This window comes from Paenibacillus sp. FSL R5-0341 (assembly GCF_037975235.1).
GTDB classification, from domain to species: domain Bacteria; phylum Bacillota; class Bacilli; order Paenibacillales; family Paenibacillaceae; genus Paenibacillus; species Paenibacillus amylolyticus_A.
This window is the reverse complement of the sequence record NZ_CP150241.1, coordinates 2,360,482-2,372,383: the sequence shown is the minus strand read 5'-3', so window position 1 is coordinate 2,372,383 and position 11,902 is coordinate 2,360,482. Positions and strand designations below refer to the sequence as shown.

Here is an 11,902-nt window from a genome sequence, read left to right as displayed (position 1 = left end):
TTCTGTAAGCTTATGCATAGGTTAATAACTTCAGCTAATTATATATTTCCACACGCTACATAGGTTGTAGCATCGTCATACCCTCGCATATTTGGTGCCTGGTAATTGGCTAATCTGCTTTTTTATGATTAAAGATAACAGAACTGAATGCAAATGTCCAAAATCCCAACCTAGCTGTTCAACCAGTTGATCCAACGATTGCTCCTCCTGTTCCAACAGATAAATCACACGTTGTTCATCTGGAGAGAGCTTAACCTCAGCGAATATCCCTTGCCCGGAAGGCTCAGGTGTTTCTGCCGAACGTCCTCTATTGTAAGGAAGTTGTTCTGCATTTGGCAAGTCCAAACGATACTCTTCCAAAACATCTGCTGCACATGTGACCAATTTGGCCCCTTGACGAATTAGATTGTGAGCGCCCCGACTCTTCGGCGATGTGATGGGTCCAGGAACTGCAAATACATCCCGGCCTGCTTCAAGAGCAGCATCTGCTGTGATGAGTGAACCACTGCGAATGTCAGCCTCAACGACTAATGTCCCCAACGTCAGACCGGCAATGATTCGATTCCGTTCCGGAAATAATCCTTGACGCGCTCTCGTACCTGGTGGATATTCCGACAAAAGCAGCCCCGTCTCCGCGATTCGCTCGGCAAGACTTGTATTTTCGGGTGGATATATATTATCAATCCCGGTTCCGAATACGGCAATCGTTTTTCCTTTAGCACGTAATACGGCCTCATGACATACGCTATCAATACCGCGGGCAAGCCCGCTTACGATCGTTAGTCCTGCATTGCATAATTGTTCTGCCAGCTTCTCACCAACTTTGCGGCCATACACGGTTGGCATACGAGTTCCAACCATCGCAATGGATGGGTTGTGTAGCAAACTTATATCCCCTCGACCATACATTACCCAGGGAGGCTGAACGGTTTCCTTCATTAATATGGGATAATTCTGATCCAGATAAGTAATAACCTCTATCCCCTGATTGTAAACGCGTTCTCTTTTACGCTCAATCCAGTCGATATTAAATTGACTAGCCAAACGGGCAGCCTGATCTTTGCGCAAGCCTGCACGAGTCCAGTCACCTTCCTCATAATCCAAAAGATCGGACCATTGATGTTGTCCCAGCATCAGTTTTGAGATTGTTTTCTTGCCAATACCCTCCATCTCATGCAACCCAAACAAGATCCATCGTTCTTCCATACTATAAACCTCCCGAAGCGGGAAGAGAATCTTCCCTCATATTGTGTGTTATGTGATCACGGAATGCAAGCGTTTACGCAGATGAGGAGTAACTTCTCTCCCTTTTCCCGTAAAAAAACGCAAAAAAGCAACCCTTCGCCCTGTTTAAGGACAAAAGGTTGCTTACCTTTTCCGTATCCATAATAGTCGGTCTGCAGAAATAAATCATTTCCGAGCCGTTTCTTCTATTATAACGAAAAAGAATTAATGTGTCGTGCACAAATTCAAAATACCGCGTTCCTCAAGTACACTCACCAAAGTTGAGCCCATCTCAGCAGGCGTTGGTGCTACTTTGATACCGCAAGATTCCAGCTTCGCAATCTTCTCTTTGGCTGTACCTTTACCGCCAGAGATAATAGCGCCAGCATGGCCCATCCGTTTGCCTGGAGGCGCTGTTACGCCACCGATAAAGCCTACAACCGGTTTGGTCATGTTTTCACGTACCCAATCTGCCGCATCCTCTTCAGCTGTACCACCAATCTCACCAATCATGATGACCGCATGAGTCTGTGGATCTTCATTGAACCGTTTCAGGATATCAATGAACTCAGAGCCTTTTACAGGGTCTCCCCCGATTCCTACAGCAGAAGATTGTCCAATGCCACGCGTCGTCAGTTGATGAACGGCTTCATACGTGAGTGTTCCGCTACGGGAAACAACGCCAACGTGTCCTGCCATGTGGATATAACCAGGCATGATACCGATTTTACATTCGCCTGGTGTAATAACACCTGGACAGTTCGGTCCGATCAGGACGGTATTTTTGCCTTCCATGAAGCGGTCAACTTTGATCATGTCAAGAACCGGAATACCTTCTGTAATACAGATCACAAGGTCCAGCTCTGCGTCAACAGCTTCCATAATGGAATCTGCCGCAAATGCCGGAGGAACGTAAATGACGCTCGCTGTTGCGCCTGTAGCTTCCTTCGCTTCCTGCACAGTGTTGAACACCGGCAGACTGGCTACTGTACCGTCTTCCAGCGTGATATCCACATTCGTTCCGCCTTTACCCGGTGTAACTCCGCCTACCATCTGGGTTCCGTAGTCCAATGCGCCCTTCGTGTGGAACATTCCCGTTGAACCCGTAATGCCTTGCGTAATGACTTTTGTATTTTTATCGATCAAAATACTCACGTTGCTTCACATCCTTACGGTTATTTTTCAATTCCCGGACAGCTCCGGTACTAAGGAATGAACTTATTTTACGAGGGCAACAATTTTCTGTGCACCATCGGCCATGGAATCGGCAGGAACAATATTCAGGCCAGATTCGCCCAGAATACGTTTGCCAAGCTCCACGTTAGTTCCTTCAAGACGAACAACCAGCGGTTTGGTCAGGCCAAGTTGCTTCGCCGCTTCAACAACACCATTGGCGATAACATCACAGCGCATGATGCCACCGAAGATGTTAACAAAGATTCCAGCTACTTTGGCATCGGACAAAATGATCTTAAATGCTTCAGTCACCTTCTCCGTTGTTGCACCGCCCCCAACGTCAAGGAAGTTGGCGGGGTCTCCACCGTAGTATTTAATAATGTCCATCGTCGCCATCGCAAGTCCCGCACCATTGACCATACAGCCGATGTTGCCATCAAGTGCTATGTAGCTGAGGTCGTATTTGGAAGCTTCGATTTCTTTTTCATCCTCTTCATCCAGGTCACGCAGTTCCAAAATATCTTTGTGACGGAACAGGGCGTTGGAGTCAAAGTTTAATTTCGCATCCAGCGCGATAACGTTTCCATCTCCGGTAACAACGAGAGGATTGATCTCGGCAATAGAGCAATCTTTTTCGACAAAAGCTGTGTACAACGCGAGCATGAACTTAACGGCTTTGTTCACCAGTTCATTCGGAATCTGGATGCTGTAAGCCAGTTTACGCGCCTGGAACACTTGCAATCCAATAGCTGGGTCAATGATTTCTTTGAAAATTTTCTCAGGTGTAGCTTCAGCTACTTCTTCAATCTCAGTACCGCCTTCTTCGGAAGCCATCATAACTACACGGCCTGTGGCACGGTCCACAACAACACCCACATAATACTCTTTGCGGATATCGCATCCTTCTTCAATCAAAAGACGTTTTACTTCTTTACCTTCTGGTCCAGTCTGGTGTGTCACCAATACTTTACCCAGAATTTCGGAAGCATAGGCACGAACTTCATCCGTGCTCTTCGCCACTTTTACACCGCCGGCTTTACCCCGGCCACCTGCGTGAATTTGGGCTTTAACAACAGTCACCGGACTGCCCAATGCCTCTGCGGCCGCAACCGCTTCATCGACTGTATAAGCAACCTTTCCGTTTGGAACGGTGACTCCATACTGTTTCAGTACTTCTTTTCCTTGATATTCATGGATATTCATTCTCGAATCCTCCTATCAACGTGACTGCAACAAGGCGGGTTGGTAGACTAACAAAAGACAAATGTTGACTATTTTCACTTAAACCCAATTCATTGTAACACGTTTTTAAAACGCTTTCCTTAAAAAAGTAATGGTTAATAGACAGTATTTTGATATGAGTATGATCCCATATTGTGAATGTTTGGGTATATATGGAAAAAACCCCAGCTAAAAGCCAAGGTTTCCTCGATACAAAGCTACATTTTATTTTTTGGTTGCGTTCATGTTGGTTTCGTGGACTTTTTCCAGTAATCCTTTGAACTGACCCAGCAAAGCTTCAAACTCCGTGCTGTTCAAACACGCGTCTCCCTGAATGGATGCAGGTATGGACAATGCCTTATTTCGAAGCTCACGGCCGGAGTCGGTTAGTGTAATTAATACTTTTCGTTCATCCTGAGCCGAGCGTTCGCGATTAATAAGTCCTGCCGACTGCAAACGTTTGAGAAGTGGTGTCAACGTTCCCGAGTCGAGATATAGCGCCTCCCCGATCTCCTTAACCGTACATTCCTCACGTTCCCACAATACCATCAACACCAAGTACTGGGAATACGTTACGCCGAGCACCTCCAGATAGGGCTGGTACATCTTCGTAATCTCACGTGAACAAGCATATATGGCAAAGCATAATTGGTTATCCAACTTCAAACTGTCCGTCTGCATATGTCTTTCTCACCTGCCTATTGTGCATTCTATTCCTTATTACAAAGGAACTATAAATCTATCTTATCACAAATTAGAAAAAAAACAGAATAATTGAGCACAAATGATTTTACCTTTCAATTTAATTATGTTAAATTAGATTGTGTAAAACATAAATATAGATAGATGACCCACAGTACATACTCAGGATTTAACAACAATGATAGAAGAGCCTTTCGAACAGATTCACCCTTTCTCAGGCCAAATTTGATAACTATAATGCAAGTTCATACTTAAAGCATTTTCACCAATGATATCTAAAAATTTCTATCCAGAAACAAAATCCAGGGATCAGGAATGATGACTACAGCGATGATATGACAGGTTGACTCCATGATTCCTTTTATATAAAATGCTTAGTAGAAGCTGAGGAAGCACCTTAATTCGTAGACTGGCCCGTGTTATGCGGAGTCAAGAATCGAGTGAGGTGTTTCTTTGTTATGTACGGAAAATTGCACAGTGCGTGTTTGTACGGAATTGATGGCGTTCTGATCGAGGTGGAAACCGATTTATCCAATGGTCTGCCACAGACGTCCATCATCGGGTTACCAGATTCAGCCATTCGTGAGGCCGTTGAACGTGTTCGTGCAGCGATTAAAAACTGTGGATATCAGTATCCGTTACAGCGGATTACAATCAATCTGGCCCCCGCTGATCTGCGCAAGGAAGGATCTTCCTTTGATCTTGCCATAGCTATTGGTTTACTTATGACAAGCGGTCAGCTAGTACTCCCTCCACAGGAACGGACATTAGTGGTTGGCGAACTGGCATTGGACGGTTCGATCAGGTCAGTGCCCGGCATTTTATCCATGGTGGATCTGGCCAAACGACAGGGCTTTACGTCCGTGCTCCTGCCTTTGGATAACGTGGAGGAAGCGTCGTTGATTCGAGGTATTCAAGTGTTTGGCATTCGCCATTTGCAAGATATCGCACCGGAAAGATTAGATCAATCTGCGAGTTCGGTTGGAGTGCCAATTAAAGCCAATGCAGGACCGGTCGTGTTAAAAAATTATGCTCACCTCGCTACTCCTATAACAGATGAGACTCAAAGGGTGGCCGACAGAAGGCCTAGACAAACGTCATTATGCGCAGATGACTATAGCGATGTTCTGGGGCAGCATCATGTAAAACGCGCGCTTATGATTGCTGCAGCAGGCATGCATAACATACTGCTCGTTGGACCGCCAGGCACGGGCAAAACGATGTTAATCAAACGGTTGCCTTCCATCCTTCCTCCTTTGTCAGAAGACGAAGCATTAGAAGTCACCAAAGTATTAAGTGCCGCAGGCAAGTTGAAAGAAACGCCTCAAGGCCTGATTGCAGACAGACCTTTTCGCTCCCCACATCACACGATATCCACCTCCGGCCTGATTGGAGGCGGAGGTATCCCGAAACCCGGTGAAGTGAGCCTAGCCCACCGGGGTATATTGTTTCTGGATGAATTACCTGAATTCCAGCGCCAAGTGCTGGAGGTACTAAGGCAGCCGTTAGAGGATCGCACAGTAACGATTAGCCGGGCGCGTGCAGCATTCACATTTCCCGCCCAGTTTATGCTCGCATGTTCCATGAATCCCTGTCCCTGCGGATATTTGTCCGCTCATTCGGAGGAGCAGCGCTGTATATGCAGTCCGGCTCGTGTCGCCGCGTACCGAGCCAAAATTTCAGGACCATTACTGGATCGTATTGATCTTCAGGTCGAGGTTCCTCCACCAGGCGATTGGCGTAAATCAGCTGCTTCCCCTTCCTCTGAAGAAATGCAGGCAAAAGTGATCCACGCTCATCAAATTCAGGCTACACGTTATGCACAAAGTTCGGTTCGTTGGAATAGTCAGCTTTCGGGTACGCTTTTGCGACGAACGATCCATCTCCCCCAAGAAGCAGAGCAACTGTTAGAGCAAACGCTGCAAACGTTGAACTTAAGCATGCGTGCACATGATCGCATTATCAAGATGGCACAGACGATTGCCGATCTGGACCATGATGGTGAAATTATGACGGCTCATGTGGCTGAAGCCATACAGTATCGTCAACTCGATCTTAATTTATTTTGAGAAGCGTGAAGGATTTCTTATGCAGGGCTACAATGCGGATATACCAACATGACAAAAAACGTACAAGCCCTATTTTTTCATGAAGAAAGGGACTTGTACGTTAATTTTCTAGAACTGATAGGGACTTGGCTGTAGCTTACGTATTACAATAGTTCATTATTCAAAAAGAGTCACTTTGTCCTTGGCTGGTGTGCGTTCTTTGGCAGAAGGAATAACATCAGGATATCCCATATAGATCATACCTATAATCTTCTCACCCGCCTCTATGCCAAGAGGTTTGCGGAATTTGGGAGCGTACAGGAATGGCTTGGTCACCCAGAACGTACCAATGTCTTCACTCCAGGCTGCAAGCATAAAGTTCTGCACTAGTGCACTTACCGCAGCAAAGTCTTCGTCCCAAATATTCTGTCTTGGATCTTCCTCCAGAACAACAAGCATAACGGCAGGGACTTGCGTAATATTGGCTGAGAATTTGTTGTCTTCTCCCATTTCTGCATCAATGGCCTCAGCCAGCTTTTTGCGCCCATTTCCGGTAAACAACAAAAATCTCCAAGGTTCACGCAATTTATGATTAGGAGCCCAAACTGCCGTATCCAGCAACTCTATGATTTGCTGTGTAGGGACAGCTTCTTTCTTAAACTTTTTCACCGTACGACGGTTTTGAATCGCATTCCTGACTTCATTTGTTGTTTTCGTAGCTTTACTCATCGGCCGTGCCTCCCTGACTATAATTATGATCTGTACCCGTAAAGATGGCTTACGGTCTGGAACAATTCGTTTATGGCAAATCAAAAGATTAGAACGTTAGATTACATTCTTGATTATACACCCTTCTGTTCATGAGATTCAAAGGAGCGGCAGAGGTCATTACCGTAAGGTCATTAGTAACAGAAAAGACGACTGTTGAATCTTGATTCACCACGAGGGATCATCAAGTCAGAGCCGTCTTTTATTCTCATGTTATACATTCACATATCATATCAACGAGTAATCAATCGTAACTCTCCCCTTCAAACGTGCCATTCCCTTCAAATGTGCCATTAACAAAATCCATTTTGTTGTACTTCTCCTGGTTACCTGCAACATCTGTACTATAGTACTCTACCACCTTGACATCAGGGGCATAAAACTTGACGGGTCCTTCATAGTTCTTCCATTCTCCCCCATTGATTCGATATTGCGTTGTTTTTACGCCCGAACCTTTGACTTCGTCTGTTGCCTGTAGTCTGAATGTAAATCCTTTGATGTATAGCTTCCCATTAACTGTATCTGTTATAGGAACTAATCTGTATTTGGTTACAGGCGGCGTAATGTCCGCATCTTTCTTAAGTACGATATTAAACGTATTATGATCTCCTTGTACGAGGGTAACACTTTGGCTCGATTTTAAGTATCCGGTTGCCTCTCCCGTTATTGTTCTGATTCCTGTTGGCACGCGCTTAATAAAATAATTGCCTTTAGCATCTGTTGTTGCCGAACCTCCGGCATTAACTTTAGCCCCACTTATCGGATTACCCGCTTCATCAACAACCTTTCCTCGTACGTGTGCTGCTTCAGTCAAAACAACATCCAATCTTAAGGTTCCCCCCTCACGGACACCCAAGCGATCCTGTTCATATAACATATAATCATCGGCATCTACCCATATTGCAGTGTTCGGATTATAGGCGTAATCAATTCCTGTAACCGCGTATCGACCTTGCTGATCAGTTTTCACTATACGATCAAAGACACTTGTTACTTTTATGCGCGCATCCGGAACAGGTCTGCCTGCCTGATCTTTGACAGTTCCCACAATCGTGGAGGGTTCATAAATATAAAAATTTAGCTGTATTTGTTCTCCACCAGACAATCCGTAGGAGCTATAGTGTCTGTAAGTCACATAACCCTCTGCTTCAACTACAAAAGTAATGTCCGTATAGTCTTCAACGGACTCTATAATACGATACAGTCCATTCCCATCCGTCTTCACGCTTTTCTCTGACGTATCCCCACGATAATTAAGCCAATACTTGACAGTAGCGTCCTTGACAGGTAATCCCTGACGATCAATCACTTTTCCTGATACACTTGCCTGGCTAGACGGATCGGCTGCATAAGAAACTCCGGAATACATGATTCCAAACAAAATGAAACATAAAGATAGTGTACTTAGTCGAATTATCCGTTTGATACTTTTATGCATTTTCTCACTACACCTCACCATTTATTTTTATGGATCAAACATTCCTCTTTAGCCTCTTTAATTAACTGACCATAAGTTCAAGCTTCCAGAATTCTCCGTCCCAAACATATTGCCAAATCCCCTGTCCACCGTTCATGGTGTCACTGATATCCAGCACTTCCATCCGAGGGTACTCCCATACTTGTTTTACTGTGTTGTTCGAAGTATTCTGAAGCTCTTTCATACATCCCACCAACCTCTCTTTAAATTTCAACTTTCTTATTTTATTACAAACGATACATTTTGTATCTATAAATTTCTGAAATACAATGTTTTTATCATCCTGCTCTATCCTCTGTTTTGTGATTTCATAGTTAAATCAAAAAAAGCCGCAGCTCCTGTATGAAGAGGAACTACGGCTTTAGCATAATAACTAATTTCAAAACTAAAACAAATGCAATTATAACACATAATTAAACTTGTACTTTGAAATAACCTATGGATCCACATTAAAAATGATACATTACGTATCTTTAATTACGACAACGACTTTGAGTGTAATGCTCAAAAAGCATTAATAATATGATTCACAGAGACCGTCTCTCCTGCTCGGTCAAGCATTACCGCAATTACATCAAAGCGGATCTGATGGTCTGTCTCTCCTGTCATTTGTAAATAAACGGATGCGGTTGAACGCACCTGCTGCATTTTACGCATATCGACCGATTCCTGAGGTGTACCATACTGAGCGGCTCCACTTCTGCTTCTTACTTCTACAAAGACAATCAGGCCCTCACTGGAAGCAATGATATCAATCTCACCGCTACGGCAACGCCAGTTCTGTCTAATGATTCGATAGTCGTTCTCTCGCAACCAGTGACAAGCAGCTTCTTCGCCTAATCGTCCCTTCTGCTGTCGTGTAAGCCTCAGTTCCGACTCCTTGCCTGATCTATGTTCTACCATGACTCGTCTTCCTCACGTCCTGAAGCCAGTCGATCTGCACGATAGACATACGTTAGAACCTCTGCTACCAATTGATATAATTCTGCTGGAATTTGTTCATCCAGATCCAATTTGGAGAGCACTTCCACGAGTGCTGCATCCTCCTGAACAGCCACCCCGTTTTCCTTGGCTTTGTCCAGAATGGCTTCTGCCACTTTGCCGCGGCCCTTGGCTACAACAACGGGCGCTTCGCTCTCTCCAGGAACATATTTTAGGGCAACCGCTTTTTTGGAGAGCAGATCCGGTTGTGGCGACTCATCCTTCATACTTTCAAGTCCACCCCTTTGTAACGTTCAGGACTATAGTCCGAGGCCGTCATTTTCCGCTCCGCGCCCGGCTCCTGGCCCGCAGGCCACGGTTCCGTCTTGAAAGTTAGCAATTGATAGCCCAGCTTATCCAATGCCTGATGGATTACGTCTCGTCCACTCTCCAGGAGTGGCCCCATCCCTTCGCGATCATTCAATACACGCAAACTGACAATATTGTTAACCACATGTACATCTACCAGTGTAGGCCCAAGACTTTTCATATCCAGATCGAACCATAGACGACAGTTAGACGCATCCAATTCTCCGCGAGGTCCACGACGAGATTGAATCTGAACGGAAGCCGTTTCTTCCCCATCTGGTCCGGTAATAGGAATAAACCAATGCATCTGTGCAAACGTAGCGCTGCGATCTGTCGTCAGCAATAACTGCTGACCTGTCAGATATTGCACCGCTTGTCCGGCGGCATCCTTGAGCGCCGCCGGTGCACCGTCGCTGCTGGCAAGCTGCAGCAGCAAGCCCTTCAGCGTGTCCGCATTTGCCGGACTCGCCGCATCCCCCACGCGCGGCTGCGCTGCCGCGCCGTGAACAGCCTGCTGCTCGTGCTCCGCACCGAGCAGCTTCAGCACGCGCCCCACCCACGGGTCCCCCCCGTGGGTGACAGGCGCGGGCACTGCCGCAGCTCCCGCAGGTGCTGCGGCACTACCGCCAGCCGGCGGCGCATCAGCGCCGGCTGGCAACGGCTGCGGCACGCCTCCGGCAGCCGCAGCCGCTTGGCCGCCCTGCGATGCAGGGGCGGCCTGTGCTGCCGCACCAGGCTGTGCCGGTGCGGCAGTGGACGCGCTGCGCAGGGCGTCCAGCAGCGCCAGCAGCTTGGGCGCCAGCTGCGCTGCCGTAGGCGCTGCTGGCGCCGCCTGGCCTGCTGCGGACGGAGTCCCCACAGCAGCAGGCGTTTCAGCGCGGCCGTCAGTCCGGCCGGCCGCGCCTGCTTCAGGCTGGCCTGTATTTACACGGCCAGCCACAGATTCTGCTGCCGCCCCTGGTGTACCCGGGCGGCTCCCAGCTTGGCCCGCGTCAGCCCCGCGCGGGCCCTCTCCAGGTATTCCGGTTCCAGACGGAATACCTGCGCCCCCTTTGCCAGCCGTTTCAACGTTGCTGGCAACTGCCTTTGCCCCGGCTTCAGCATTTCCTGTTCCTCCGCCGGCCTGCAGGTTTCCTTTCACCGCATTAGCTGCATCCTCTGCCCCGCCATCCGTCATAGATATAGCTCCTGCCAATGCCGCTTGTCCTTGTTGTGTCGACAAAGCAGGTGTTCCGGATCCCGTTACCTGACGACCATTGCCTGATGCAGCCAACCCTTCTTCCATCTGCGCTGCATTCGGCAATACAGGCACACCAGCCACAATAGCTGGTTTCATGACAGCCAATTGTTCTCCAGGCAATGCCGGTTTACCTGTTGTTTGAGTCAACATCGTTTCCAACTGATCAGCCAACCCGCTTAACAACTGATGCAGAGGGGGGCCAAACACCGTCTGATGTAATCCTTTTACCGTTTCCGCCGTAACCGGGAGACCACGCTGAAAAGCAATTCCCGTCGCCTGTACCCATTCTTCCACAGGTACCTGTGCAGGTTTAGCTGTCATCATATTTTGGACCATAGCTACATTATCCTTCGTTAACGGTAATCCGCTACGCTGCATGGCAAGTAACAGTTCCCGATTTCCTTTCGTATCCGGCAGTCCTACATCCTTAAGCAGGTTGTTCAGCGAAGCTTGTGGCAGCTCAGCAAGTGTTCCCGCCATAGGTTTCATTACCGTTATGCCATTTTCACCTGGAGGCTGTACTTGAAGCAACGTAGTCTCACCCGGACGGAGTGGAGTCTCCAACTTGGCGCGCACCTGCACACCTTGAATCTGCAGAACCGCTTCTCCCCCATCATCGGATACACTAACGACGGAGCCACGAACCACCTGACCTTCCTTTAATTCAAGCGGTTTGGCATTGCCGGGCTTACTATCTCCCATTAACCCCTTAATCATGGAACCGATATTCAAATCTCTCCCCCTCCTTCCTTCAAA

The 11,902-nt window shown here is 47.3% G+C and carries 11 protein-coding genes; 1 reads left to right on the top strand and 10 read right to left on the bottom strand.

Features of this window, described 5'->3' with window-relative positions:
• Positions 1-75: 75 nt before the first annotated feature.
• The 4 genes from dprA to MKX75_RS10770 all read right to left on the bottom strand — a co-directional run bounded on the left by dprA (position 76) and on the right by MKX75_RS10770 (position 4,302).
• Entirely contained in the window at positions 76-1,206 is a 1,131-nt protein-coding gene (dprA, locus tag MKX75_RS10785) for a DNA-processing protein DprA (RefSeq protein ID WP_339169592.1), read from the bottom strand.
• A gap of 243 nt (positions 1,207-1,449) precedes the next feature.
• The gene (gene sucD / locus MKX75_RS10780) at positions 1,450-2,379 is read right to left on the bottom strand and encodes a succinate--CoA ligase subunit alpha (RefSeq protein ID WP_036609382.1); all 930 of its coding nucleotides are present in this window, start codon (positions 2,377-2,379) and stop codon (positions 1,450-1,452) included.
• Between the two features lie 63 nt (positions 2,380-2,442).
• Positions 2,443-3,603 (bottom strand): ADP-forming succinate--CoA ligase subunit beta, encoded by a 1,161-nt coding sequence (gene sucC / locus MKX75_RS10775; RefSeq protein ID WP_062833782.1) that lies wholly within the window; start codon positions 3,601-3,603, stop codon positions 2,443-2,445.
• 243 nt (positions 3,604-3,846) lie between these two features.
• Positions 3,847-4,302, bottom strand: a complete 456-nt coding sequence (locus MKX75_RS10770; RefSeq protein ID WP_145146922.1) for a MarR family transcriptional regulator — start codon at positions 4,300-4,302, stop codon at positions 3,847-3,849.
• Positions 4,303-4,781: 479 nt separating this feature from the next.
• On the opposite strand from MKX75_RS10770, the gene MKX75_RS10765 reads away from it, so the two are divergent.
• Positions 4,782-6,392, top strand: coding sequence for a YifB family Mg chelatase-like AAA ATPase (locus tag MKX75_RS10765; protein WP_339169589.1), 1,611 nt, complete (start codon positions 4,782-4,784; stop codon positions 6,390-6,392).
• 156 nt (positions 6,393-6,548) lie between these two features.
• On the opposite strand, the gene MKX75_RS10760 is transcribed toward MKX75_RS10765, so the two are convergent.
• The 6 genes from MKX75_RS10760 to MKX75_RS10735 all read right to left on the bottom strand — a co-directional run bounded on the left by MKX75_RS10760 (position 6,549) and on the right by MKX75_RS10735 (position 11,878).
• Positions 6,549-7,100 carry a nitroreductase gene (locus MKX75_RS10760; RefSeq protein ID WP_339169588.1) on the bottom strand — a complete coding sequence of 184 codons (552 nt, stop codon included), beginning with the start codon at positions 7,098-7,100 and terminating at the stop codon, positions 6,549-6,551.
• Between the two features lie 283 nt (positions 7,101-7,383).
• Positions 7,384-8,520 carry a carboxypeptidase-like regulatory domain-containing protein gene (locus MKX75_RS10755; protein WP_339169586.1) on the bottom strand — a complete coding sequence of 379 codons (1,137 nt, stop codon included), beginning with the start codon at positions 8,518-8,520 and terminating at the stop codon, positions 7,384-7,386.
• A 118-nt stretch (positions 8,521-8,638) separates the two neighbouring features.
• Positions 8,639-8,800: a paeninodin family lasso peptide gene (locus MKX75_RS10750; RefSeq protein WP_339169585.1), complete on the bottom strand. Its 162-nt coding sequence runs from the start codon at positions 8,798-8,800 to the stop codon at positions 8,639-8,641.
• Between the two features lie 320 nt (positions 8,801-9,120).
• Positions 9,121-9,519, bottom strand: a complete 399-nt coding sequence (locus MKX75_RS10745; protein WP_339169583.1) for a YraN family protein — start codon at positions 9,517-9,519, stop codon at positions 9,121-9,123.
• Entirely contained in the window at positions 9,513-9,824 is a 312-nt protein-coding gene (locus MKX75_RS10740) for an EscU/YscU/HrcU family type III secretion system export apparatus switch protein (RefSeq protein ID WP_062833776.1), read from the bottom strand. Before MKX75_RS10740 ends, MKX75_RS10745 begins: the two co-directional genes overlap by 7 nt.
• Complete coding sequence (locus MKX75_RS10735) at positions 9,821-11,878, bottom strand: DNA ligase (RefSeq protein WP_339169581.1); 2,058 nt, start codon at positions 11,876-11,878, stop codon at positions 9,821-9,823. The genes MKX75_RS10740 and MKX75_RS10735 overlap by 4 nt, the downstream gene beginning before the upstream one ends.
• Positions 11,879-11,902 lie beyond the last annotated feature (24 nt).